The organism is Paenibacillus alkaliterrae (genome assembly GCF_021532375.1).
In the GTDB taxonomy this organism is placed as follows: domain Bacteria; phylum Bacillota; class Bacilli; order Paenibacillales; family Paenibacillaceae; genus Pristimantibacillus; species Pristimantibacillus alkaliterrae.
This window is the reverse complement of the sequence record NZ_JAKGAP010000015.1, coordinates 1-24,362: the sequence shown is the minus strand read 5'-3', so window position 1 is coordinate 24,362 and position 24,362 is coordinate 1. Positions and strand designations below refer to the sequence as shown.

23 protein-coding genes and 1 tRNA gene are annotated in these 24,362 nt (G+C 49.9%); 21 read left to right on the top strand and 3 right to left on the bottom strand.

Translation table 11 applies throughout. The annotated features are described in order from the left end of the window. Positions 1-175 precede the first annotated feature (175 nt). The 5 genes from L1N85_RS08555 (at position 176) to L1N85_RS08535 (ending at position 4,611) form a co-directional block, all read left to right on the top strand. Positions 176-931, top strand: a complete 756-nt coding sequence (locus tag L1N85_RS08555; protein WP_235237134.1) for an acyltransferase domain-containing protein — start codon at positions 176-178, stop codon at positions 929-931. Between the two features lie 242 nt (positions 932-1,173). Next, positions 1,174-1,353 (top strand): hypothetical protein, encoded by a 180-nt coding sequence (locus L1N85_RS08550; protein ID WP_235237133.1) that lies wholly within the window; start codon positions 1,174-1,176, stop codon positions 1,351-1,353. After that, entirely contained in the window at positions 1,350-1,718 is a 369-nt protein-coding gene (locus L1N85_RS08545) for a hypothetical protein (protein WP_235237132.1), read from the top strand. The genes L1N85_RS08550 and L1N85_RS08545 overlap by 4 nt, the downstream gene beginning before the upstream one ends. A gap of 287 nt (positions 1,719-2,005) precedes the next feature. Then, a complete protein-coding gene (gene pnpS, locus L1N85_RS08540; RefSeq protein ID WP_235237131.1) occupies positions 2,006-3,781 on the top strand; it encodes a two-component system histidine kinase PnpS in 1,776 nt (591 codons plus the stop codon). 107 nt (positions 3,782-3,888) lie between these two features. Next, complete coding sequence (locus tag L1N85_RS08535) at positions 3,889-4,611, top strand: response regulator transcription factor (protein WP_235237130.1); 723 nt, start codon at positions 3,889-3,891, stop codon at positions 4,609-4,611. A gap of 46 nt (positions 4,612-4,657) precedes the next feature. Here L1N85_RS08535 and L1N85_RS08530 read toward each other — a convergent pair whose 3' ends face one another. After that, positions 4,658-5,524: a helix-turn-helix domain-containing protein gene (locus tag L1N85_RS08530; RefSeq protein WP_235237129.1), complete on the bottom strand. Its 867-nt coding sequence runs from the start codon at positions 5,522-5,524 to the stop codon at positions 4,658-4,660. Positions 5,525-5,639: 115 nt separating this feature from the next. Beyond that, a complete protein-coding gene (locus tag L1N85_RS08525; RefSeq protein ID WP_235237128.1) occupies positions 5,640-6,458 on the bottom strand; it encodes an AraC family transcriptional regulator in 819 nt (272 codons plus the stop codon). 151 nt (positions 6,459-6,609) lie between these two features. On the opposite strand from L1N85_RS08525, the gene L1N85_RS08520 reads away from it, so the two are divergent. From L1N85_RS08520 to L1N85_RS08455, 14 genes are all read left to right on the top strand, one after another. Beyond that, positions 6,610-8,679 (top strand): beta-galactosidase, encoded by a 2,070-nt coding sequence (locus tag L1N85_RS08520; protein ID WP_235237127.1) that lies wholly within the window; start codon positions 6,610-6,612, stop codon positions 8,677-8,679. Positions 8,680-8,876: 197 nt separating this feature from the next. Beyond that, the gene (locus tag L1N85_RS08515) at positions 8,877-9,995 is read left to right on the top strand and encodes a methyl-accepting chemotaxis protein (RefSeq protein WP_235237126.1); all 1,119 of its coding nucleotides are present in this window, start codon (positions 8,877-8,879) and stop codon (positions 9,993-9,995) included. Between the two features lie 100 nt (positions 9,996-10,095). Then, entirely contained in the window at positions 10,096-11,094 is a 999-nt protein-coding gene (locus L1N85_RS08510; protein ID WP_235237125.1) for a PstS family phosphate ABC transporter substrate-binding protein, read from the top strand. A 198-nt stretch (positions 11,095-11,292) separates the two neighbouring features. Beyond that, the gene (gene pstC, locus L1N85_RS08505) at positions 11,293-12,156 is read left to right on the top strand and encodes a phosphate ABC transporter permease subunit PstC (protein WP_407946352.1); all 864 of its coding nucleotides are present in this window, start codon (positions 11,293-11,295) and stop codon (positions 12,154-12,156) included. A 1-nt stretch (position 12,157) separates the two neighbouring features. Beyond that, positions 12,158-13,033, top strand: coding sequence for a phosphate ABC transporter permease PstA (gene pstA / locus L1N85_RS08500; RefSeq protein ID WP_235237124.1), 876 nt, complete (start codon positions 12,158-12,160; stop codon positions 13,031-13,033). A gap of 22 nt (positions 13,034-13,055) precedes the next feature. Then, the gene (gene pstB, locus L1N85_RS08495; RefSeq protein ID WP_235237123.1) at positions 13,056-13,811 is read left to right on the top strand and encodes a phosphate ABC transporter ATP-binding protein PstB; all 756 of its coding nucleotides are present in this window, start codon (positions 13,056-13,058) and stop codon (positions 13,809-13,811) included. A 36-nt stretch (positions 13,812-13,847) separates the two neighbouring features. Continuing rightward, positions 13,848-14,507 carry a phosphate signaling complex protein PhoU gene (phoU, locus tag L1N85_RS08490; protein WP_235237135.1) on the top strand — a complete coding sequence of 220 codons (660 nt, stop codon included), beginning with the start codon at positions 13,848-13,850 and terminating at the stop codon, positions 14,505-14,507. Positions 14,508-14,701: 194 nt separating this feature from the next. Then, positions 14,702-16,240, top strand: a complete 1,539-nt coding sequence (locus L1N85_RS08485; protein ID WP_235237122.1) for a GGDEF domain-containing protein — start codon at positions 14,702-14,704, stop codon at positions 16,238-16,240. After that, positions 16,237-17,460, top strand: coding sequence for an EAL domain-containing protein (locus L1N85_RS27555; protein WP_235237121.1), 1,224 nt, complete (start codon positions 16,237-16,239; stop codon positions 17,458-17,460). Before L1N85_RS08485 ends, L1N85_RS27555 begins: the two co-directional genes overlap by 4 nt. Before the next feature lie 105 nt (positions 17,461-17,565). Next, positions 17,566-20,244, top strand: a complete 2,679-nt coding sequence (gene polA / locus L1N85_RS08475) for a DNA polymerase I (protein ID WP_235237120.1) — start codon at positions 17,566-17,568, stop codon at positions 20,242-20,244. Between the two features lie 48 nt (positions 20,245-20,292). After that, the gene (mutM, locus tag L1N85_RS08470; RefSeq protein ID WP_235237119.1) at positions 20,293-21,147 is read left to right on the top strand and encodes a DNA-formamidopyrimidine glycosylase; all 855 of its coding nucleotides are present in this window, start codon (positions 20,293-20,295) and stop codon (positions 21,145-21,147) included. Between the two features lie 129 nt (positions 21,148-21,276). Next, positions 21,277-21,990 carry an MntP/YtaF family protein gene (locus tag L1N85_RS08465; protein ID WP_407946351.1) on the top strand — a complete coding sequence of 238 codons (714 nt, stop codon included), beginning with the start codon at positions 21,277-21,279 and terminating at the stop codon, positions 21,988-21,990. A 15-nt stretch (positions 21,991-22,005) separates the two neighbouring features. After that, positions 22,006-22,602 carry a dephospho-CoA kinase gene (gene coaE, locus L1N85_RS08460; protein WP_235237117.1) on the top strand — a complete coding sequence of 199 codons (597 nt, stop codon included), beginning with the start codon at positions 22,006-22,008 and terminating at the stop codon, positions 22,600-22,602. Continuing rightward, positions 22,599-23,165 (top strand): lytic transglycosylase domain-containing protein, encoded by a 567-nt coding sequence (locus tag L1N85_RS08455; RefSeq protein ID WP_235237116.1) that lies wholly within the window; start codon positions 22,599-22,601, stop codon positions 23,163-23,165. Before coaE ends, L1N85_RS08455 begins: the two co-directional genes overlap by 4 nt. Before the next feature lie 104 nt (positions 23,166-23,269). On the opposite strand, the gene L1N85_RS08450 is transcribed toward L1N85_RS08455, so the two are convergent. Further along, on the bottom strand, positions 23,270-23,488 hold the full coding sequence (locus tag L1N85_RS08450; protein ID WP_056636109.1) for an alpha/beta-type small acid-soluble spore protein: 219 nt from the start codon (positions 23,486-23,488) through the stop codon (positions 23,270-23,272). A gap of 142 nt (positions 23,489-23,630) precedes the next feature. Between L1N85_RS08450 and nrdR the strand changes: the two genes are divergently transcribed. Together nrdR and L1N85_RS08440 are read left to right on the top strand one after the other, a co-directional pair. After that, entirely contained in the window at positions 23,631-24,113 is a 483-nt protein-coding gene (nrdR, locus tag L1N85_RS08445) for a transcriptional regulator NrdR (RefSeq protein WP_235237115.1), read from the top strand. A 43-nt stretch (positions 24,114-24,156) separates the two neighbouring features. After that, a tRNA-Ala gene (locus L1N85_RS08440) sits at positions 24,157-24,232 on the top strand. Positions 24,233-24,362: the final 130 nt, after the last annotated feature.

Below are 24,362 nucleotides of genomic sequence, written 5' to 3'. Positions count from 1 at the left end.
GAATAGCGGATGGTGCGACGTATTAAGGCTAGTTTCTAGACCTAAGTTGGCTGAATGGGTTAGTTTGGTCGGATTAGATCTATTTTCTAGACTAATTAGGGTGAGTGGTGGACTAGGTAGAATATGGTGCAATATCCTTGTACCTAGAGAGCAGATTAGTAAGGAGAATAGCAAAATGAACTTGGATCAACTATGCGAAGGCGTCCGGTTGGATGAGAGTGCCAGGCAGACTATCAATCAGATTCAAATCGACGATAATAGCTATAGCAGCCTTAAGAGGCGTTTGATAAGCGACCGGCAAGCTTTCTTCGAGACCGTCAAGCAATCGCTGTCCTACCGCCAGATGTTTTTGGCCTTGTTCGCCAGATTTGCGGTGGATGCCTATGAAGAGTATGCAGCCAAAGGCATTTCGGACGACATTTATTACGATACGTTCTCCGACCTGCGGCTTTGGAGCGCCAAATGTTATCAGGATTACGGCGTCTATGGCATCGTAGAATACCAATGGCTGCAGGAGCATGTCCGGCTTCGGTTATTCCGCTTGGGCAGGCTGCAATTCCAGCCTATTGCGCTGGATCATGAAGCTGTGGTCGAGGGAAGAAAATTCGGCAAAGGTGAGCTTGTTCTCAACGTTCATATTCCGGAAGGCGGGCCTCTGGATGAGCATAGCGTCGGGCAATCCTTCGAACAGGCCAAAACATTCTTCAGGGGCATTCCTTCGATCTTCGTGTGCCAGTCCTGGCTGCTCTTTCCGCAACTCAGCGAAGTATTGCCGCCGGCTTCGAACATCCTAAAGTTCCATAACCAGTTCGTCATTTATGAAGTAGATCGCGGCGCGAAGCAAGCGGAAGAACGGATTTTCAATAAAGTAAGCGCTGACCCGTCGCTCTATGAAGAGAGGACCTCTTTGCAGCAAAGCGCGAAGGCCTAGTGGTTTCTTGTAAGCGCGTTATGTTATGGCACTGTATTCTTGTGCATTATGATATAATGATAATCAAATCTTCAAAAGTAAAATGGAATATGCTCAGGAGCATACGGGAGCACCTAATTGTGAATTTGGCCAATCTGGAGCGGGCGCTTCATGGGAATCCGTTTTTCGAAAACAGGCGATCCCCAAATTGAAAGTCACTATTCCACCCGCTATATGAAGCTCTCAGAAAAGGTGGTTGAATAATGGTTATCTCAGAAGATGACAATAAGAAAATGGATAAAGATCTCAATGACGCCAAAGTGTTAGTTGAACATCTTAGACTTACAGACCGAAATCAAGTGCTGGATATCGTGGAGAAGTACATCCCGCCCAAGTATCTGAGCATTAAAACGGTAGCTTTTGCGGAGGCGTTATTTGTATGACCATACATGAAATATTCAAAGAGGAATTTTCTGCAGGGCGCGATTTTAGCTTTGCATGGCGCATTTTTTTGGATCGATTTTATGCCTCAACCAGGGAGTTCAGAGTAGAACTGATCAAGTTCGCTCCTGAATGCTTGGATGATCGTCGTCATTTATCTTATTGTGCCGCAGGCATTCATAAATTGTGTAGAGAGAACGGGTTGGAGCTGCCGGAATGGATTACAGACAAATCTCTTATATTGGACGAACCCTATTTTCCAGGGGCAACTACGGATTTACTCCAATTAGTTTGTCTTGTGGAAAGCCCCCCGGAGTTTAAGATGCGCAATATTTTCACTACTGAAAACGTCCTGACTAGAACGTAGACAAAGACCGAATAAGAGCGCCGCGAGAGGCGCTCTTTCTTCATGTTCAACGGAGTTGTTGAAAAATACTCATTTCCATAAACTGTTCGTTGAATTTATCGCATTTGATCTATCTGTCGTACATTAAGAAGGTGATGCAGGAGAAAAAGCTTCACCACTACGTTTTACAAAAACTTAACAAAAACAAAGCTGGCGAAACCGCGGTGCCGCATGTACGATAAACGTTGTATGATTAAGCAAAAAACGTAAGCTGTTTACGCTTGAATAAACGTTAGGGAGTGACACGAATGAACAGCTTTCGTACGAGGCTGACGCTCATTATGATCGCGATGATCGCTTTGTCCGTTGGAGCGGCAGGCTTATTCATGGCAAAAACGTTTAAGGAAAACCATATTAATGCGCTTGAGGATAATATGGTTCGTGAAATGCATATTATTTCGGCGAAGATGGAATGGAGGGCGGGCGGGCTTTCCTCGCTTTACGCTCATTATACGAATGAAGCGAAGGAGCTCAAGGGTTATACGGGCGCGCGCGTAACGTTTATTCGCAATGATGGCGTCGTGCTTGGAGACTCGGATTGGGATCCGAAGGAGATGGACAACCAACTGGACCGTACCGAGGTGAAGGAGGCGCTGCGAACCGGGATCGGAAGAACGGTCATGACCAGCGATACGTCTAACGAAAATAGAATGTACGTGGCGGTGCCGGTTGATATTATACCCGATCAACCGCCTTATATTATACGGCTGTCCATGAGCCTGATTGAAGTGGATCAAAGCATTCGCAATTTATCAATGGTGCTTGTGGTTGGATTGTTAATCCTGTTCTTAATTGCCGCTTTGATCAGCTACCGGATTGCGCTTAGCTTGACTCGTCCGCTGGAGCAAATTACGAAAGTAGCCAAGCGGATCAAAAATATGGATTACCGCGCGCGAGTAAAAGTGACAAAACAGGATGAGATTGGCGAGCTGGGAAATGCTATTAATGCAATGGCTGACAGCCTTCAGGTTCAAATGACACGCATACAGCAAAATGAAAATCAGCTTGAAAGCGTACTGGACAACATGATTAACGGTATCGTCATGATTGACCGGGGCGGTAAAATCGTCCTGATGAACAGACGCGCCGAGGAAGTTCTCGGCTTCTCGGCCCGTGAGCTTGTAGGCCGGCATTTTGCTGAAGCGAAGCAGCAATACGAGCTGTCGCAAATGATCCAGGAGGGCATGAGGAGCAAGAAGCATCTGCGTGAGGAAATAACGTTTTACTTCCCGGAGGAAAGGCTTCTTGAACTCAATTTGGTGCCGATTCAGCCGGAAGGAGACGAGTTTTCCGGCGTACTTCTCGTTCTGCAGGACGTATCGGCGATACGGAGGCTGGAGAGGATGCGCAGCGAATTCGTCGCGAACGTCTCGCATGAGCTGAAGACGCCGATTACGGCGGTTAAGGGGTTTGCGGAGACGCTGCTGGGCGGGGCGGTGAATGATGAAGAGACTGCACGCTCCTTTTTGCAAATTATATTCGATGAGAGCGACCGGTTAAATCGATTGATCGGAGACATATTGGAGCTGTCGAAGATTGAATCCCGCCGCGTGCCACTCGTATTTTCACCCGTTGAGATCGACACCTTCTTCACGAAGTCCATCAAACTAATGGAATCGGAAGCGGCCCGCAAGAGCATCGAGCTTAGCATGAATATCGAGCCTGGTTTGTATGTCGAGGCCGACGAGGATCGGCTGCGGCAAATTATTATGAATTTGCTCTCGAACGGTATTAGTTATACGCCGGAGGGCGGAAGAGTGTCGCTAAAGGTAGAAGGAATGGGCGACGACCATATCCGCATTCACATTAGCGACACGGGCATTGGAATTCCGAAGAAGGATTTGCCGCGGATCTTTGAGCGGTTTTATCGAGTCGATAAAGCGCGCTCGCGCAGCTCAGGCGGTACGGGGCTTGGATTGTCGATCGTGAAGCATCTCGTGGAGCTGCATAAAGGAACGATTTCGGTTACGAGCTCTGTGGGAGTAGGCACTACCTTTGTCATCGAGCTGCCAGTGCTTCAATAAAAAAAGATTTACCTATTCTTCGTGAAAGCATGATAAACTACACTTATAATGCTTAAATACGCGAAGGCAGCGCCGCGGTGCTGCTAATTGCAAGGTTGGAGGTCAACATGTCGCATAAAGTGCTCGTTATAGAAGACGAACCGACATTAGCCAGACTCTTGTCGTACAATTTGACTCAAGAGGGTTACGAAACGACTGTTATCGATCATGGCGGGGAAGGCCTGCAGACGGCTTTGCAGCGCAGCTTTGACTTGGTCATTTTGGATATCATGCTGCCCGGCATGAACGGCTTTGAAATTTTGAATCGGCTTCGTCAGAATGGCGTTAGAACGCCGGTCATTATCCTGACGGCGCGCAATGCAGAGGAAGAGGTCGTGCAGGGACTAAAGCACGGTGCCGATGATTATATTACGAAGCCATTCGGCGTTGCCGAGCTGCTGGCACGCGTATCGGCGGTGCTGCGGCGCACGCAGCTGGATGAAAGCAAACCGGCAGAAGCGTCGGAGAAGGTGATTACTGCAGGCGACCTGTCCATCTATCCGGAAAAGTATGAGGTCATCTTGAATGGAGAGACGATTCCGCTCCGTCCGAAGGAATTTGAGGTGCTCCTCTATTTGGTTCAACGTCCGGGCATGGTAATTACGCGCGATGACCTGATGAATGTCGTATGGGGCTTCGATTACATCGGCGGACAGCGGACGGTTGACGTGCATGTCAGCTCGCTTCGGAAGAAGCTGGAGCTTGGTCAGAAATCGGTGCAGATCGAATCGATTCGCGGCGTAGGCTATAAGCTCGTTATGCCAAAAAAGCTCGTTACCCCGAAAGCATAGGGCGGACGAGCTTTTTTGTATGACATATACTGGAACCATGGTCAAGCTATTGCCGATTCCAGACAAGCATTTTACGTTGAAACTGCTTCGGGGAGCAATCGTTATATTTTTTGAACATTTTATAAAAATGAGCCATGTTTGGCATGCCGATCCGCTCTCCTACCTCCGAAATGCTTAAATCCTTCGTCAACAATATTCGCTCTGCCCACTTCACCTTGCGGTAATTGACATATTCCGTAAACGAGAGGCCTATCGTCTTTTTGAAATATTTGACGAAGTAATAATAGCTCATGTTGGCGATCTTGCAAACTTCTTCGACTTGAATCCGATCCATCAAATGATTCTCTACATAATCGATTACGGGCTTCAGCCGCATGCGGTCGAAATTATCCTGCTCGATCAGCACCTTTCGGCTGTCATTGCGAAGCAGAAGCAGCAAAATTTGTTTGATAAGGACGCTAACCGCCAGCTCATAGCCGGTTTCTTTGCGCGTGGCCTCCGTCAGGATTTGCCGAATGTAGGAGGCTGCCTGCTTTTTAACGGCGTTACTCTCCGCGAAAATATAGTTCGCTTTGCTTAGCGGCTTTTGAGTTTCGGAGAAGTAACGCATATAAGGAATCGTGCTCTGATCGAAAAATGGCTCTAAATCAAACTGAAGCACAATATAATCAAGCGATCTTGCGCTGCGGTCACGATGCAATTCGGATGCCCCGATCAAGACGACATCTCCGGGGCACAGATGAAAGCTCTCCTCGTCCACGTAAACGTCCAGGCTGCCCTCGAGAATAAGGAGCAGCTCGAGCTGCTTATGGTAGTGCCAATTTGTGTAACCGTCATCATCGCGCATCGTTTGAAAAATGCGCAGTGACAGCAGCGGGTTCTCGTATGCGACCTTTTCATTATAGACTTCCAATTACCGCTTCCTCCCAGCAACTTCTTAGGCACTATCTTTATTGTAGTGCCGGTGACCGGCAAAGGCAATATGAGATGCGCGATTGCTCGATTATCGTTACAATTCGGGTAATGGTTTAACGAATCCCGTGAATCTTCTTGAATTGCTCGGGGCTAAGCCCTTCGAGCCGCCTGAAGACGGAGCTGAAATAACTGGGGGAATCGAAGCCGACGCGCTGAGCGATTTCATGCATTTTGATATCGCTCTCGTGGAACATAAGCTCCTTGCTGCGGTTGATCCGTTCCCTGTTCACATACTCCATGGGCCGCATTCTGAGCGCCTTCTTAAACAGCAAGCACAAATATTGCGGCGTAACGTCAATGCAGCGGGCCAAGTCCTTGATCGTAATTAGCCTAGTATAATTCGCTTCAATATACTGAAAGACCGGGTGAAGCTTTACGTAATTTTGCTCGACGGAATGGGAGCTGACCATAATAACCTTCATCAAATCAAGCAGAAACATGTAAACGAGCTTCGAACATTCGAGACCAAGGAAAGCGCGGCCGGATTGCGTCATGGCATAAATGTTTTTCATGTGGGTTACGATCATATCATGATCAGCGGTAGAATAAACACCGGATTGCGTAATGCCCGCCTGCCTGAACAGCGGTTCCGACAGATCGCCCCGAAAGCTAAGCCAATGAATCTCCCAAGGCTCTTGTACAGCAAAATATTGATGCGGCTCGTTAGGAAAAAGGCAGAACCCTTGTCCGGCGCGCACGGTCATTTTCTGATCTCCGACGTGAAGCTCGCCCGCGCCCGTCATGACCTGCAGCCATTGAAAATGCGGATAGCCGCCCGGACGGTCAATCGGCTCCTGATTGCTCCAATGCCCGTTGCTGGTCAGATACAGCGGAAGCGTCATATCCGTCTCGGTCAGGATTGGGAAAACCATCGTATCGATTTCAACCGCCTCCAGTTTCATATTTTATAAGAAATGCGAAAATACTATTATTTTGTTAGACCATTTAACGAGATATAATATGAATATCATTATAGTATATCCAATAATGGCTATAATCAAGACGAACCTGGAGGTATTTCCTATGAGCTTAAAATTCCCGCCGATCAGCAGTAAAATACCGCAAATGCTGCATGGTGCAGACTACAATCCGGACCAATGGCAAAAGTATCCTGAGGTACTCGAAGAAGATATCCGGCTCATGAAGCTCGCGCATTGCAACGTCATGTCGGTCGGCATTTTCGCTTGGATGGCGATTGAGCCGGAGGAAGGCGTGTTTACGTTCGACTGGCTGGATACTCTTCTGGACAAGTTCGCCGCCAACGGCATTTATGCTTTGCTTGCTACGCCAAGCGGAGCGCGTCCGGTATGGATGTCCCAGAAATATGCTGAGGTTCTGCGCGTTGCACCGAACGGCATTCGCAATTTGCATGGCGCCCGTCACAATCATTGCTTCACTTCTCCAGTATATCGCGAGAAAGTGAAGATCATGAACGAGAAGCTTGCCGAACGGTACTCGAATCATCCCGCCGTTATCGGGTGGCATATATCGAACGAATACGGAGGCGAATGCCACTGCTCATATTGCGAGGAAGCATTTCGCGGCTGGCTGAAGAACAAATACGGCACGCTCGAAGCGCTAAACGATGCTTGGTGGACAACGTTCTGGAGCCACACGTATACCGATTGGAGTCAAGTGGAATCTCCTACGCCGCGCGGCGAAAACGCCGTTCACGGTCAAAACGTCGATTGGAGAAGGTTTGTAACGGATCAAACGGTGGACTTCTGCCGCCATGAAATCGAGCCGCTTCGCGCGGCAAACAGCGAGCTTCCGATTACAACGAATTTCATGCTCGATTTCGAGCCGCTAAACTATTGGAAATTTACCGATTTGCTGGACATGATATCATGGGATGCCTATCCGACCTGGCATGATAACGGCGGGGACGATAGCGAGCAGGCGGCTTGGATCGGTTTTAACCACGATGTTTTCCGTTCGCTGGGGGGCGGCAAACCTTTCATGCTGATGGAAAGCACGCCTAGCATGACGAACTGGCAGCCGGTCAGCAAGGTGAAGCGCCCGGGCATGCACATGCTGTCCTCGCTGCAAGCGGTAGCGCACGGCTCCGATACAGTACAATACTTCCAGTGGCGCAAGAGCAGAGGCTCGAGCGAGAAGCTGCACGGCGCGGTCGTCGACCATGTCGGCCATGAGCATACGCGCGTCTTCCGCGATGTTGCCGAGCTGGGCGCAACGCTTGAGAAACTGACTGAGGTTGTCGGCACGACGGTCAAGCCTGAGGTTGCAATCATTTATGATTGGGAAAATAGGTGGGCGGTGAAGGATTCGCAGGGTCCCCGCAACGGGGGGCTGCACTATGAGGAGACGGCGAAGCGTCACTATCGTCCGTTCTGGGATCTTGGCGTTCCCATCGATGTCATCGATTCGGAATGTAATTTTGATTCCTATAAGCTGCTCGTGGCACCCATGCTGTATATGGTTCGGCCGGGCGTGGGCGAGCGAATTGAACGTTTTGTAGAAAATGGCGGCACGTTCGTGGCTACTTATTGGTCGGGTATCGTCGACGAAAACGATCTTTGTTTCCTGAACGGATTCCCGGGACCGCTTCGCAAGACACTGGGTATTTGGTCGGAGGAGATCGATTCGCTGCATGACCATGATTCCAATCGGGTCGTGATGAAGGACGGCAACTCGCTGGGACTTAGCGGCGAATTCACGGCGCGTGAGCTTTGCGACCTGATTCATCTCGAAGGCGCCGAGGCGCTCGCCGTGTACGGCGAGGATTTCTATGCAGGCCGTCCGGCGTTGACGGTCAATCATCTGGGCAAGGGCAAAGCGTATTATATCGCTTCGCGCAATGAGGCAGCTTTTACAAACGGGCTGCTGGCTGGCATCGTACAACAAGCAGGTATCGCCCGCGTTATTGAATCCGAGCTGCCGCATGGCGTAACCGCTCAATTGCGTACGGATGGCAGCAGCGATTACGTGTTTGTATCCAACTTTAGCGCTAACGCTGTGACCGTGCCGTTAGATGAACGAAGCTATTCCGACTTGTTAACCGGAGTTGCCGCTAGCAACCGTGTGGACTTAGCCGCTTACAGCTGCCGAATTTTAAAGCGTTCATCGAAATAAAAAGTTCTTCTATTAGAAAGCTGCATGAAACGTACGGAAGCCTGTACGTATCACGCAGCTTTTTTGTCGTTCAGGAAATGAGGCGACTCACACAAAAAAATGTCGAATTTAACATTGCGATAACAAATCCACATAATATCGTTGATGCTTTGGACCTATAGTGAATAAAAAAGGTAATTCAAGGAGGGTGAGAGTGAATGACACAAGCTATTTTAGAGAAAGATAAGGTATCGGTCAGGCAGCGCCCAACTGCTCGTCTACAGCATTTTATGCGTCAAATACCGACGGTGACAGCCAACCAGACCTGCAGAGAGACGATTTCCGTATTTAAACGCCATCCGGACTGTGAATGCGTGATCGTGACGGGTGCGCAAGAGGCTCCGATCGGATTGATGATGCGGAATCGCTTCTTCTTAAAGCTGGGGCATCGATTTAGCGCTGATTTGTATTACGACAAGCCCATCACAAATCTGATGGATGCCGATCCGTTGATGATTGATTATCATAATGAGCCCCAACAGCTTATTGACAGTGCTTTAAGCCGTCATGACAGCGTGCTGTATGATTGCGTTATCGTAACGCAAAGCGGCCGGCTTGCAGGCGTATTAACGGTATCCGACTTGCTTAAGCTGTCCAGATTGCTTCAGCAGGAGGCGGTAGACGCTCAAATGAGGACGATCCGCTCAGCTGAGCAGCGTGTTAACGAAATCGCGCAAGCCGTTAGCAGCGTGCGTCAATCTACCGTACTAGGAGAAGCGCTTTCCGTTGAAATGGTGGATTTGACGTTAACCGGGAAGAACGAGCTGGACAAGGTGATCAAAGTATTTGGCGCAATCGCGGCTAATTCGCAGCTGCAGGAGAAGCAGATGAACGACCTGCATGCGGAAGCGGGCTCGATCAGCAAAGTATCTCTATTAATTAAGGAGCTCGCTGAGCAAAGCAATTTGCTCGCTCTTAATGCTTCTATAGAGGCAGCGCGCGCGGGCGAGCATGGCCGCGGCTTTGCAGTGGTGGCGGGCGAAGTAATGAAGCTGGCTGCTCAGACGAAGCAATCCGCGAACGATATTACGACTTTGACGCGGACCATTGTTGAAGCCATCGCCCAAACGACATCGCTTGCGCATGCCGGCCGATCGGAAACGCAAGCCAGCGAGGCGCATGTTCAGGAGGCGACCGAAGCTTTTAATCGCCTATTCCGGGCGGCAGCGGACAATCGCGGCAGCGCGGAGAAGATCGGCAAGCTGTCGGAGCAAGCGCATCAGCAGTCGATTCATGTCGCAGAAGAAATAAAAAAATTACAGAATTCTTATTTTTAACATAGAGTTTACAAAAACAGAATACCCGATTTACAAATGGCTAGTAGTATAATAGGCATAGGGGCTAACCCGAATAGACAATTAAAGAGGAGTGGTAGAGTTGTTAAAGAAAAAAAGCTTTAAGGGGATCTTGATGTTGTCGATGTTGGCGGTTCTCCTATTCGCGGCTGCATGCGGCAACAATGCTAATGGCGGCAACACGAACAATGAAACTGGTAACGCAACAAATTCAACAACGAATGCTCCAACTGAAGAAACAGTTAAATTGTCAGGCGAAGTAAAAGTAGACGGGTCCAGCACCGTATTCCCGCTTACAGAAGCAGCTGCTGAAGAATTCAATAAAGAGCACCCAGACGTTCGTGTACCTGTAGGCGTATCCGGCACAGGCGGCGGCTTCAAACAATTCTGTGCAGGCGAGCTCGCTATTGCAGATGCTTCCCGTCCGATCAAAGACGAAGAAGCTGCGGTTTGTAAAGAAGCTGGCATCGAGTACACAGAGCTTTCGGTCGCATTTGACGGTTTGTCCGTTGTCGTAAGCAAAGAAAATGACTTCGTCGATCACCTGACTGTGGAAGAGCTGAACAAAATCTTCATGACAGGCAGCACGGTAAAAACATGGAAAGACGTTCGCGATACATGGCCTGCTGAAAACATCCTTTTCTTCTCGCCAGGTGCTGATTCTGGTACTTACGACTACTTTAACGAAGCGATTCTTGATAAAGCAGGTATCCGCAACGATACAGCTATCACTTTCAGTGAAGATGATAACGCGCTTGTTCAAGGCGTATCAGGCAGCAAGTACGGCATTGGCTACTTCGGCTTTGCTTACTATGAAGAAAACCAGGACAAGCTGAAGGTTGTACCAGTCGATAGCGGAACTGGAGCAATCACACCGACTTATGACACAATCAAAGACGGCTCTTATGCTCCATTGTCCCGTCCGCTATTCATCTATGTAAGCAACAAAGAGCTTGAGCGTCCAGAAGTAAAGGAATTCGTGAAATATTACATTAACAACATTGGACCTTTGGCTGGCGAAGTTGGTTATGTAGCTCTTCCGGACGAGCAATATGCAACAGAAGCAGCAAAAATTCAATAAGCAGTAAATCTTTAACAAGACTTGATTGAAAAATGTGATGTCTCGCGGGACATCACATTTTTCACGACAAATATGTTAATGATTTGTAAAGGCAAGAGGGAGGACGCCGGCATGTCAAGGCAAGGTCTGAAAACGATGGATCAGGCGCAAACCGTAAACAAGGAATTGTATGAGTTCAAAAATAAACGAGTAAGCATCATGAATAAGCTGATGCCAGTCCTATTGTTACTATGCGCATCCGTTTCCATACTAACTACATTTGGGATTGTTGTTACGCTTATTACAGAAACCTACCACTTCTTCAAAGTAATACCGATCTTTGATTTCTTGTTCGGAACCAAATGGTCACCGTTGATACCGCCAAAAAGCTTCGGCGTCCTTCCGCTTCTGTCAGGCACGTTGTTGATTACGGTAATTGCCTGTTTGGTTGCGATTCCGCTGGGATTGGCCAGCGCTATTTATTTGTCGGAATATGCGCCAAAGCGGGTTCGTAAAATTATAAAACCGATACTCGAGGTGCTCGCGGGTGTACCGACAATTGTCTATGGTTACTTCGCTCTCAGCTTAATAACACCAATGATTCAAAGCGTATTTGGCAGCGCGGGCGTTTTCAACGCGCTTAGTGCCGGTATCGTTGTCGGCATTATGATCATTCCAATGGTGAGCTCTCTCAGTGAGGATGCCATGTCTGCTGTACCTCGCAGCTTGCGCGACGGAGCGTATGCGCTTGGCGCAACCAGATTTGAGGTCGCGCTGAAAATCGTTGTACCGGCGGCTTTCTCCGGTATCGTAGCCTCAGCGGTGCTGGCTTTCTCCCGTGCGATCGGAGAGACGATGATCGTTACACTTGCTGCAGGCTCGACGCCGAATATGACGATTAACCCGCTCGACAGTATCCAGACGATGACAGCTTATATTGTACAGGTCAGTCTTGGGGATACGCCGCATGGATCCATTGAGTATGGATCGATCTTCGCCGTCGGCATGACGTTGTTCGTCATTACGTTCCTGCTTAATATATTTGCTCAGTATATCGCGAGAAAATTCAGGGAGGAGTACTAAGATGAACATTTTTCAAGACGCTAATCGCAAGCAAATAGCGGGCAGACGCCGGACCGACTGGCTGCTGCACATGTTGTTCGTTATCGCTACCTCTATTGGAGTTCTCGCGTTATGCGCGTTGATCATAGATATACTTATCGATGGTATTGTCCGTTTGCAGCCGGACCTGTTCAATAACTTTCCTTCCCGAAAAGCGGATGGCTCAGGTATGAAATCAGCTTTGGTCGGAACGATTTACATGCTGCTTATTATGGCGCCAATCTCATTCATATTCGGTGTTGGAGCAGCGATATATTTAGAAGAGTATGCGAAAAAGGGCCGTTTGACGCGTTTGATTCAGTTAAATATCAGTACGCTTGCGGGCGTTCCTTCGATCGTATACGGCATTTTGGGCTTGGCCTTGTTCGTACGTCTGCTTGCGCTTGACCGCAGTCTTATTGCCGGCGCATTGACGATGACGCTGCTGGTGCTTCCGATTATAATCGTAGCAGCGCAGGAAGCGATTCGGGCGGTTCCGAGATCACGCCGCGACGCCTCATTCGCGCTAGGTGCGACCAAATGGCAGACGGTATCCAGATCGGTTATGCCTTCTGCGCTTCCAGGCGTATTAACCGGCGTTATCCTGGCGATGTCGCGGGCGATCGGGGAAACGGCGCCGCTTGTTATGATCGGCGCATTAACGTATGTCGCATTTTTACCGGATGGTCTAAGAGATTCGTTTACTGTTATTCCGATTCAAGTGTACAATTGGCTGTCCAAGCCTCAGATAGAATTCAAAGAGCTTGCGGCCAGCGGTATTATCGTTTTGCTCGTCCTATTGCTGCTCATGAATTTCTCGGCTATATTGCTCCGCAACAAATATCAGAAGAACGTTTAAACCTTTAGGAGGAGAAAACGATATGGAAGCACTCATTAACATAAATAAATTAAATCTGTTTTACGGCGATTTCCACGCCTTGAAGGATGTATCGCTCACGATTCCGGAGAAAGCGATCACCGCTTTTATCGGCCCGTCCGGCTGCGGCAAATCGACGCTTCTGCGCACGCTTAACCGGATGAATGATATGATTCCGGGCACACGCATTGAGGGCGGCATCGCGATCGGCGGCACCGAAATTTATTCCGATGAAGTGGACGTCGAGACGCTCCGTAAAAAAGTGGGTATGGTATTCCAGCAGCCTAATCCATTCCCTAAATCAATCTACGACAATGTCGCTTACGGACCTCGTCTGCACGGCATTACGAGCAAGAAAGAGCTTGATGAGATCGTTGAGACGAGCTTGAAGTCGGCCGTCTTATGGGATGAAGTGAAGGATCACCTGAAGCGTTCCGCATTTGGTCTCTCCGGCGGCCAGCAGCAGCGTTTATGTATTGCACGTGCGCTAGCGGTCAATCCGAATATTTTGCTAATGGATGAGGCGACTTCTGCTCTTGACCCGATCTCTACGTTGAAAATCGAAGAGCTTGCTCAAGAGCTTAAGGATAAGTACACGATCGTTATGGTTACTCACAACATGCATCAAGCCGCGCGTGTATCGAACCAAACGGTGTTTTTCTTAAACGGCGAGGTCATTGAATATTCGGATACGGAGAAGCTGTTTTCCAATCCATCGGATCAGCGTACGGAAGATTACATTAGCGGAAGATTCGGTTAAATCGTATTTGAACTTTTGAGGAGGAATGCCGCTGTGATGACAAAACGCAAAGAATTTGACCAAGGCTTGGAGCAGCTTCATAACTTAATTATCGATATGGGTACTTTTGTCGAGAAGGCGCTGGCTGAATCGATCGAATCGCTGAAGACGGTTGACGTGAATCGTGCGAAGCAGGTCATAACGGAAGATTCGAAACTGAATCAAATGGAAGAAAAAATTACCGAGCTTGGCTCGAAGCTTATCGCAACGCAGCAGCCGGTTGCAAAGGATTTGCGCCGCATCCTGGTTGCCTTCAAGATCGCCAGCGATTTGGAGCGGATGGGTGACCTATCGGTCGACGTTGCGAAGGTAGTGCTGCGCTTGGAAGGTCAAACGCTTATTAAAACGTTGATCGATTTGCCTCGTATGGCAGAAATCGTACAGACGATGACCTATGAGTCTATTCAATCGTTTATCCAAGAGAATGTGGATCTCGCTTACAAAATGGCGAAGGACGACGATCAGGTTGACGCACTCTATGGACAAATTACACGCGAACTCTATTCGCTTATGATGGAAAATCCGCGGAATATTACGCAATCGTCGCTGCTTAGCTTAGTGGGCCGCTACCTGGAAAGGTTTGGCGATCATGCAACGAATATCGGCGAGAGCGTCGTCTACCTCGTAACGGGCAGCAGGCCGGATTTGAATGTTTAGTAATTTTATTTAAAGAGTAATGACCGTTAGAGCAGCGATGCTTTGACGGTTTTTTTGTTTATTAAGTCTAAAGGACTATGCTTTTGTCGAATTTTACCGGAGGTTTACAATATTATGCAACTTAATTCACAATTGACTGTTACAGTTACAGGTATAGCTTCTGAAATTGACGATGGTTGATTGAGGGGATCCAGATGGGCGAGGTTGGGGTTGGCTTATTCAATCGTGATATGATCCGCAGCATGAAGGAACGCTGGCATGATGGCGGTATCGGAGTGATTTATGTCCGTTTTCAGTCTGGGAATGCAGCCGCCGAAACGGCACTGCAGCTTTGGGAGAGCGGAGAGATAAGACTTTTTTGGCGGCAGCGGCTGGAATGTGATTATTTCTATTTATTTTACCGGCAGCATAAGGACGAGCCTATCGTAACGCTGACGGAAAGAGCGGCAGAACGACTGCTTAGCCGATTGACAAAGGCGCTGACCAAAGGTAAGCCCGAGGAGATAAACGACGGCGATTATGATGTTCATATTGGCATTGCAGCAGCATATCCTTCAGTTTTGGGACGTTCGTCGGAGACGGTCTTTTTTCGAATGATGCTTGAAGCGATGGAGCAAAGCGCCTATCATGTTTCGCTGCATGCGAATAGCAAGGAGACGAATGTGGAGACGGTGCGGGACCCCGCCAGACCGGCAATGAGACAAGCGGCGGCAGCCGATGATAGCCGAATGCAAGAGCATTCGTTGCGTCTGAAGGACAAAACTGTGCGAATAGGCGCGCTGGCGGTTCCTTTTCCCATTTTCCCTCCGCGTGCACGTGTTTCCGAGGTTGCCTATCTATTTGATACGAATGCGAAAGCGCAGGGGGCGGTAATCGTTGATCAAGGACGGCCGATCGGAATATTAATGAAGGAGAAGCTTCATCAAATGTTGGCCGGTCAATTCGGGCTTCCGCTCTATTGGAACAGGCCGGTAGAAAAGATCATGAATAACCAACCGCTTATCGTAGATGAGCAGCTTCCGGTCGAGCAGGTATCGCAGCTTGCGATGTCCAGAGATTTCTCTCAGCTGTACGATGTCGTCCTAATTACGAAGGATGGCCAGATGGCGGGCGCAGCTTCGATACGCTCGATTCTCGAATGCATGACTGCGCTGCGTACGGAGGCGGCCAGAGGAGCGAATCCACTTACGGGACTGCCCGGCAATGAGGAGATTCAGCTCGAACTTCGGCGCAAGATTGCTATTGGGAAGCCTTTCGCCGTCATTTATGCGGATTTGGATTATTTCAAATGGTATAACGATTGCTTCGGATTTGGTCTCGGCGACGAGCTTATCCGCTATTTGGCCGAGCTGCTGCGGAGGGAGCTCGATCAGATGGGGTGCGAAAGCGATTTTGTCGGGCATATCGGCGGCGATGATTTTATTACTGTGACCTGCGCGGCCTGCGCGGAGAAGCTTTGCCAAGCATTGATCGTGAAATTCGACAGCGGTATAAAAGCATTCTATGGCGGTGTTGAGGTGACGACTATCCGGGACCGGCACGGCCATATCGTTGAGCAGGAGGGGGTGACGCTGTCCCTGTCGCTCATGATTTGGGACGGCGAGGTTCCCGTGACCCCTGAGTACATATCGAAATTCGCAGCAAAGCTTAAGAAGCAGGCAAAAGCTCGGAAGGGCAGCGTATATGTGATGGATCAAATAACAGGAATGCATCTTGGAGAGGAACGAAAGTGAACGTGAGACAACTTCGGACGATAGAGCAGCTAAGCGGCAGGGAAAACGAATGCTCAGGCCATCTGGGTATTATTTATTTGTCATGGCATCTTCATTCTCCTTCCCAGTCCAAACAGGAAGGCTTCCATCAGGAGCGTTGGCGCGCATTTGCCGAGCATGAAGCGCATGACGCGTTCAACAGCTCCATCCTATATGAGGGACTGCAATGGATGAATGAAGATTTATTCATTCATATGAACCTTCCGAGCGGTCGTCAGGAGCTGCTGGAGGGCTGGCTGCTTGAGCTTGCCTATAAGCATACGGAAGAGTGGAGTCAACGGTTTTTAGACGGGCAGCATAAGGAAGACAACACCCCTTTCGCCGGAAGGCTGCATGCCGGTATTGCCGTCGTAGCAGCGGACGCTGCCCTTACGGGCGGGGAAGTTTGGTATGAAGCGATAAAAAAGGCGCTGCTGCATGGCCAATCCGCCGACTCGATGGAGCGCAGCCTGAAGCGGCGGGCGTTGGACCGGCTTCTGGAGCAGCGGCAGCTTAATCCCGTTTATCAGCCGATCGTTTCACTGCAGGATGACAGCGGGATATTCGGCTATGAGGCGCTGACGCGGACACCGGATAGGACGTGGTTCGCAGGACCGATGGAGCTGTTTGGCTTTGCCGAACAAGAAGGCTTAACATATGCGCTCGACCGGCTGGCAAGGGAGAAGGCGATTGATGGCTGCATAGCGCTCGGGCAAGGACAGAAGCTTTTCATTAACGTGATGGCTCAAATTATGGAGGATCCGGGCTTTTCCCCCGGTCAAACGCTTAGTTTGCTCGAGCAGCACCGATTATCGCCTCACAATGTCGTTTTCGAAATTACGGAACGCAGCTCGATCGCTGATTTTGGCTCTGTGAAGAAGGCACTCGAGCATTATCGCAGTCAAGGTTATCAGATAGCCATTGACGATGTAGGCGCTGGCTATTCCTCCCTTCAATCGATTGTCGAGCTGCGGCCGGATTACTTGAAGGTAGACCGCTCGATCATTCAGAACATCCATCTCGACGAGATGAAGGAGCATATTTTGCACACCTTGCTTCAGCTAGCCGACAAGATGGGCATATCGGTTATTGCAGAAGGGATTGAGCAGGAAGCGGAGCTTGCTAAGGTGCGGGAAATGGGCGCCCATTACGCTCAGGGCTATTTGCTCGGAAGACCTTCGGAGTTCTCTTCCATTGGTTAATCATTTTCAGACAGGGGGCTTTCCTAAAGCTGGCGATGCTTGGGGAAGGCTCAATTTGTGGTATAATGAAAGGTATATGCTACAAAAAGAAGGTGCTGATGCCATATGGAAAAATGGATGCTGATTGACGGAAACAGTATAGCTTACCGCGCATTTTTCGCGATGCCGCCGCTTACGAATTCGGCCGGGCAGCATACGAATGCAATCTTCGGTTTTACGACGATGCTGCTTAAGCTGCTTGAGCAAGAAAAGCCGACTCATGTGCTGGTGGCATTCGATGCAGGCAAAATAACGTTCCGCCATGAAGGCTATACAGAATATAAGGGCGGCAGGCAGAAGACGCCGCCGGAGCTTTCCGAGCAATTCCCCGTGCTCAAGGAGCTGCTGCAAGCCTTCAGCATCGCACAGTTCGAGCTTCCCGGTTATGAGGCCGACGATATTATCGGTACATTAACGAAGGCTGCTGATGAGAAAGGCGTACCGGCTATTGTCGTAACGGGCGATAAAGACATGCTGCAGCTTGCTTCGGACAAGGTTACGGTTGCGGTTACCCGCAAAGGCGTTAGCGAGGTTGATCTGTATTCTCCGGAATCCATTCAAGAAAAATACGGGCTGTTGCCGCTTCAGATTATCGATCTGAAGGGTCTCATGGGCGATGCGTCCGATAACATCCCTGGCGTCCCTGGCGTCGGCGAGAAGACGGCGCTGAAGCTGCTGCATGAGCATGGTTCCGTCGAGGGCGTGCTGGACAGCCTGGACAAGCTGAAGGGCAAGCTGAAGGAAAATATTGAAACGCACAAAGATGATGCTATCATGAGCAAGAAGCTGGCCACGATTTTCCGGGAAGTACCGATTGAGAAAAGCTCGGATGAGCTTCGCTATGACGGTTATGAAGGAAGCAAGCTGGCGGAGGCGTTCCGCAAGCTGGAATTCAAATCGCTCATCGAGCGGCTGGAGCTTGGCGCCAATGCGGGTGACGCGGAAGAAACGGCCCAGGCATCCGCCGCAGAGCTCCATATTCATGTGATTGCTTCAGACAATGACGCGCCTCTGCTGGAGCAGCTGCTTAGGGCGCTGGAGAAGACGGATAAGAACGGACTTTACATAGAATCCATAGGCGAGAATCCTCATCATGCGGAGCTGATCGGTCTGGCGGTTGCGACGGAAGAGGCGGTCTATGCGCTTCCGATAGCCGTGCTCGAGCAGCCTTTCGCGGCGAAGCTTCGTGAATGGCTGGAGCATCTGGACAAGCCGAAATACGGCTTTGATCTGCATAAGTTAGAGCTTGCGCTGTTGTGGCGCGGAATCAGCTTCAATGGAGCGGCCTTCGATGTGCAGCTTGCCGCTTATTTGCTTGATCCGACGGAAGCGAGTCAAACGCTGAGCATGATCAATGAGAGGCATGGTCTGCCAGCTGTGCCGCCAGACGAAGCGGTGTACGGCAAAGGCGCGAAGTTCAAGCTGCCTGGGGAGGACATTCTGTATCGTCATTTGGCGCTGAAAGCGGAGGCGATTCGCAGACTAACGCCGCTGCTAACCGAAGAGCTGAGCCATTCAGGCATGAGCCGGCTTTATTTTGACCTGGAACAGCCGTTGTCCCGCATCCTTGCCGGCATGGAGCATTTCGGAATCAAAGTGGAGAAGGAAGAGCTGGAAGCGCTCGGCAACGATTTGGAGCGCCAGCTGTCGACCATCGTAAGCGATATTTATAAACATGCAGGCACCGAATTCAATATTGGTTCCCCGAAGCAGCTTGGCGAGATTTTGTTCGAGAAGCTCGGGCTTCCGGCTAAGAAAAAGACGAAGACAGGCTATTCCACGGATGCAGAGGTGTTGGAGGAGCTGGCTCCATTTCACGATATCATTCCGCTGATTCTGCATTATCGTCAGCTTGCGAAGCTGCAGTCGACGTATGTGGAAGGGCTGCTGAAGGAAATTCGTCAGGAGACGGGCAAGATTCATACCTACTATCGCCAGACCATTGCGGCTACGGGGCGTCTGAGCAGTCAGTTCCCTAACCTGCAAAACATACCGATCAGACTTGAGGAAGGCCGAAAAATAAGGAAAGCCTTCGTGCCGTCCGAGCCGGGTTGGTACATTCTGGCTGCTGACTATTCGCAAATCGAGCTGCGCGTGCTCGCGCATATTTCCGGCGACGAGAATTTGAAGGAAGCGTTCATTCATGACATGGATATTCATACGAAGACGGCAATGGATGTATTCGGCGTTTCGGCGGATCAGGTCGATTCGAACATGCGGAGGCAGGCGAAAGCGGTAAACTTCGGGATCGTGTACGGAATTAGCGATTTTGGCCTTTCTCAAAACTTAGGGATTACTCGGAAAGAAGCTGCCCATTTCATTGAGCAATATTTTGAAGTGTTCAAGGGCGTGCGCAAGTTTATGGAGGATATTGTGAAGGATGCCCGCCGCGACGGTTATGTGACGACGCTGCTAGAGCGGAGACGGTACTTGAACGACATTAACGCGTCCAACTTCAATCTTCGCTCCTTTGCGGAGCGGACGGCGATGAATACGCCGATTCAAGGAACGGCTGCGGATATTATTAAACTGGCCATGGTACAAATGGATGCTGCGCTGCGCGAACGCAAGCTGAAGAGCCGCATGCTGCTGCAGGTACATGATGAGCTCGTGTTCGAGGTGCCGGAAGAAGAACTTGAGCAGATGAAAACGCTAGTTCCTGAAGTGATGGCTGGCGCACTTGAGCTTGATGTTCCTCTCAAGGCAGATGTCAGCTACGGATTGAATTGGTATGAAGCGAAGTAGCCCGCTGGCGGGCCGTTTCGGGTATAATGGTTGTTGAGGTGAGGAGAAATGCCTGAATTGCCAGAGGTTGAAACGGTTAGGCGAACCTTAATCGAACTAGTAGTGGGAAAACGAATTCAAGCGGTAACCGTTAGACTCCCGCGTATTATACAGCGTCCTGCCGAGCCTGAGCAATTCGCGGACGCGCTCGTCGGCCATACCATCGAAACGGTAGAACGGCGAGGCAAGTTTTTGCGCATTATGCTGGACGGGCTTGTGCTTGTGTCTCATTTGCGGATGGAGGGCCGATACGGCGTGTTTAAGTCGGAGGAGCAGATAGAGCTCCATACGCATGTGATCTTTCATTTCGACGACGGGACGGATCTGCGCTACAAGGATGTGCGGCAGTTTGGCACGATGCATCTGTTCCGTTCTGGACAAGAGCTTGAGCTGCCCCCGCTAAACAAGCTCGGAATCGAGCCCTTGGAGGAGACGTTCACGCTTGAGGCGCTACACGGCAAGCTGGCGGAGCGCTCGACGAAGATCAAGCCGCTGCTGTTAAATCAGGAGCATATTGTCGGTTTGGGCAACATCTATGTAGACGAAGCATTATTTCAAGCGAAAATTCATCCGGAACGAACGCCGGATACGTTAAAGCCTGCCGAGTGGAAGCGGCTTTACGAAGCGATTCGTTCCACGCTTGCACTTGCTGTCGAAGCGGGCGGATCGTCGATTAAATCCTATGTCAATGGTCAGGGTGAAATGGGCATGTTCCAGCATCAGCTGCTCGTCTATGGAAAGAAGGACGAGCCTTGCCCCGCTTGCGCCGGACCTATCGAGAAGTTTACGGTCGGGGGCAGAGGCACGCATATTTGCAGCAAATGCCAGCCGTATGTTTTGTCCGCGAAGTCAAGAACGCAATAGCAATTCCCGATCGACATGCACAGACAAATACTCCCTGCATATGATGGTTCTGTTACGAACAATAGGCGGATGACTACTCATGGTCGTCAGGTGAGCAGCGCAGCCGCCGTGCGGGGAGGGACTTTACGATTGTTCGCGCATGTTGCATCATTGTTGTTGCTCGCATTTGCTGTTAGTTTGGACGGATTCGGCGTCGGGGTTACGTATGGTCTGCGGCGGATACGCATTCCGTTTCTGTCTGTGTTCATTATTGCTTGCTGCTCCGGATTGATTATTTTTCTGTCGATGCAGGCGGGCAGCTGGCTGACCGGGTTTTTATCGGAATTTTTGGCTAGGCTTATCGGCTCATGCGTGCTAATCGTGATCGGAGGCTGGGCGCTGCTCCAGCTGAGGCGCGGGAAGCAGGCCCGTGAAGCGGGCGAGACGGCGGATGCTTCACAAAGCGAAGGCAAAGCAACATCTGCTATGGTAAGTCCAGGCATGGGAGAGCTTTCAGGAGCCGCGCTTGTCGTTATAGTGGAGCTCAAGCGTCTGGGCTTGGTCATTCAGATTTTACGAACGCCGCAAGCAGCCGATGTCGACAAGTCAGGCACCATTTCCGCATCGGAAGCGGTCATGCTCGGGGTGGCGTTGTCGCTCGATGCGTTCGGAGCGGGGTTAGGAGCGGCAATGATCGGTTTGCCTGCGCTGCTTACTGCTTTGACGATCGCGTTAGCGAGTGCGATTTTTCTCGTAGGCGGCATTCGTTTCGGCTTTCGTTTCTCCGCTTGGAAGGGAATGCAAACATTATCTTTGCTTCCAGGCATATTATTAATCATGATGGGAATCATGAAGCTGTTATAATTTGAGGTGAACTAGATGATAATCGGATTAACCGGCGGTATTGCCAGCGGTAAAAGCACAATAGCAAACATGCTCGTGGAACGCGGTGCGCTGCTGGTCGATGCCGATCAAGTCGCAAGGGAGGTCGTCCTTCCGGGTGAACCGGCGCTGGAGGCAATTGCCTCTACGTACGGACAAGCTGTTCTGGAGCCAGACGGGACGCTGAATCGAAAAGCGCTTGGCGAAATCGTCTTTCGCGACAAGACCAAACTTACACAGCTTGAAGCCATTACACATCCTGCTATTCGCGAGCGTATGCAGCAGCGCATACATAAATATGCAGAGCAATATCCGGAGCGGCTGGTCGTGGCGGATGTTCCTCTCTTATATGAAACGGAGCAGCAAGAGTTGTACGAGGGTGTAATGGTGGTTTATGTGCCCGCCGAAGTACAGATTGCACGTCTTATGGCGCGTAATACCGTATCTGAAGAAGAGGCCGAGCGCCGGGTTTCCTTGCAGATGGATATCGAACAAAAGCGGAAGCGCGCCGATTGGGTCATCGATAACAGCGGATCGCTTGCGGAGACGAAGCGGCAGCTTGACGATTTTTGGAAAAGTAAGTGTTTGCCATGAAGGTTATTTTGAAGAAGAGAGTCTTGCTGCTATTGTTGCTCGGCCTTATAACCATTCTTTTTCTCAAATCGGATTGGCTTGCCACATGGATGTACCCGGTTTATTATAAGGAAGATATTCGCGCGAGCGCGTCAAATTACGGCGTAGAGCCGCACTTGGTGGCTGCGGTCATTCGCAGTGAAACCAATTATCGGACAGGCCTGGACTCGAAGAAGGGCGCCTTAGGTTTAATGCAAATTATGCCGGATACGGCGGATTGGGTCGTTCAGAGAGCGGGCTTTAAGGAAGTAACGGAGGACATGCTGCGCCATCGGGCTGACGTTAGCATCGAGATAGGTTCATGGTATTTGAATTCGTTAATTCATCAATTCGATAAAAATTCAATCGCTGCCGTAGCTGCTTATAACGCAGGTCCGGGCAATGTTCGCAAATGGCTTGATACGGGCGTATGGGATGGTAAGCTTGAGAATGTGCAGAAAATTCCGTTCGGGGAAACCAGACACTATGTACAGCGCGTCATTTATTATTATAATAAGTACAAGGCATTGTATCCGAGCTTTTGATCTTTTATAACGAAGGAAAAATACAATAAAGCCTTGGAGGCTCGTCACATCATTGACGAGCCCGGCCAAAGCTTCTGTTCATTCATACAACATGTAATGAATCATTATTTGTATTGGCCAGCAAGGGATTGCTCGGCAATTTGCACCAGGCGACGGGTAATGAATCCACCGATCGAGCCTGCGTCTTTTGTAGCCATGTTGCCGTAGTATCCGTCTTGAGGAATCGCGATGCCTAGCTCTTGAGCAACTTCAAATTTCATTTGATCAAGTGCAGCTGTCGCTTGCGGTACAACCAGTTGGTTACTGCTGCGGGATGCGCTCATGTATGTTCACCTCCTTGCGGTTGGTAAATGTATTATGCGCAAAAATCAAAACTTCATTACAGGAATTAGATGGAATTTTATTTTGTTTGAGATCTAGCTTAATGAGTATCTGAAACGAGCAAGAAAGGAGGTAATACGCAACATGAAATGTCCATACTGCGACTATGCCGGAACGAAAGTATTAGACTCCAGGCCGGCTAACGAAAACAAATCCATCCGTCGCCGCCGTGAATGCGAGAAGTGCAACCGCCGCTTTACGACCTTCGAAATGATTGAGGAAACACCTCTGATCGTTATCAAGAAAGACGGCAGCCGCGAGGAATTCAGCCGCGACAAAATATTGCGAGGTCTCATCCGGGCTTGCGAGAAGCGCCCGGTTCCAATAGAACGTCTCGAGGTTATCGTATCCGAGGTAGAGAAGGAGCTCCGCACAACGGCCCACGCCGAAGTAGACAGCAGCGGCATCGGCGTGATCGTCATGAAAGAGCTCTATCCAGTGGACGAAGTAGCTTATGTCCGTTTCGCATCCGTTTACCGTCAATTCAAGGACATCGACATGTTCATGAAGGAGCTTAATAACTTGTTATCCAAGCATCCTCTGAACAGCATGATAGATAAAGATTGACAATGCTGACGGCCCTATGCTAAGATTTATCTTGTCGTTATTTGGGGCCTTAGCTCAGCTGGGAGAGCGCATCGCTGGCAGCGATGAGGTCAGGGGTTCGATCCCCCTAGGCTCCACCAAACTTAAAAACCTTGAAACCCTTGCGTAGCAAGGGTTTTTTTGTGTGCGCCACGCATGGCGATTAACTAGGTGGTGAAAGTCCACTGTGGGGGCTTGTAGTTGCCAACCACTAGCCAAGAGCAAGGGTGT

Bases quoted from the DNA above. Each gene is read 5' to 3' on its own strand.
- L1N85_RS08555 (WP_235237134.1), top strand. From the start codon at position 176: ATGAACTTGGATCAACTATGCGAAGGCGTCCGGTTGGATGAGAGTGCC.
- L1N85_RS08550 (WP_235237133.1), top strand. From the start codon at position 1,174: ATGGTTATCTCAGAAGATGACAATAAGAAAATGGATAAAGATCTCAAT.
- L1N85_RS08545 (WP_235237132.1), top strand. From the start codon at position 1,350: ATGACCATACATGAAATATTCAAAGAGGAATTTTCTGCAGGGCGCGAT.
- pnpS (WP_235237131.1), top strand. From the start codon at position 2,006: ATGAACAGCTTTCGTACGAGGCTGACGCTCATTATGATCGCGATGATC.
- L1N85_RS08535 (WP_235237130.1), top strand. From the start codon at position 3,889: ATGTCGCATAAAGTGCTCGTTATAGAAGACGAACCGACATTAGCCAGA.
- L1N85_RS08525 (WP_235237128.1), bottom strand. From the start codon at position 6,458: ATGGTTTTCCCAATCCTGACCGAGACGGATATGACGCTTCCGCTGTAT.
- L1N85_RS08520 (WP_235237127.1), top strand. From the start codon at position 6,610: ATGAGCTTAAAATTCCCGCCGATCAGCAGTAAAATACCGCAAATGCTG.
- L1N85_RS08515 (WP_235237126.1), top strand. From the start codon at position 8,877: ATGACACAAGCTATTTTAGAGAAAGATAAGGTATCGGTCAGGCAGCGC.
- pstC (WP_407946352.1), top strand. From the start codon at position 11,293: ATGAATAAGCTGATGCCAGTCCTATTGTTACTATGCGCATCCGTTTCC.
- pstA (WP_235237124.1), top strand. From the start codon at position 12,158: ATGAACATTTTTCAAGACGCTAATCGCAAGCAAATAGCGGGCAGACGC.
- pstB (WP_235237123.1), top strand. From the start codon at position 13,056: ATGGAAGCACTCATTAACATAAATAAATTAAATCTGTTTTACGGCGAT.
- phoU (WP_235237135.1), top strand. From the start codon at position 13,848: ATGACAAAACGCAAAGAATTTGACCAAGGCTTGGAGCAGCTTCATAAC.
- L1N85_RS08485 (WP_235237122.1), top strand. From the start codon at position 14,702: ATGGGCGAGGTTGGGGTTGGCTTATTCAATCGTGATATGATCCGCAGC.
- polA (WP_235237120.1), top strand. From the start codon at position 17,566: ATGGAAAAATGGATGCTGATTGACGGAAACAGTATAGCTTACCGCGCA.
- mutM (WP_235237119.1), top strand. From the start codon at position 20,293: ATGCCTGAATTGCCAGAGGTTGAAACGGTTAGGCGAACCTTAATCGAA.
- coaE (WP_235237117.1), top strand. From the start codon at position 22,006: ATGATAATCGGATTAACCGGCGGTATTGCCAGCGGTAAAAGCACAATA.
- L1N85_RS08455 (WP_235237116.1), top strand. From the start codon at position 22,599: ATGAAGGTTATTTTGAAGAAGAGAGTCTTGCTGCTATTGTTGCTCGGC.
- L1N85_RS08450 (WP_056636109.1), bottom strand. From the start codon at position 23,488: ATGAGCGCATCCCGCAGCAGTAACCAACTGGTTGTACCGCAAGCGACA.
- nrdR (WP_235237115.1), top strand. From the start codon at position 23,631: ATGAAATGTCCATACTGCGACTATGCCGGAACGAAAGTATTAGACTCC.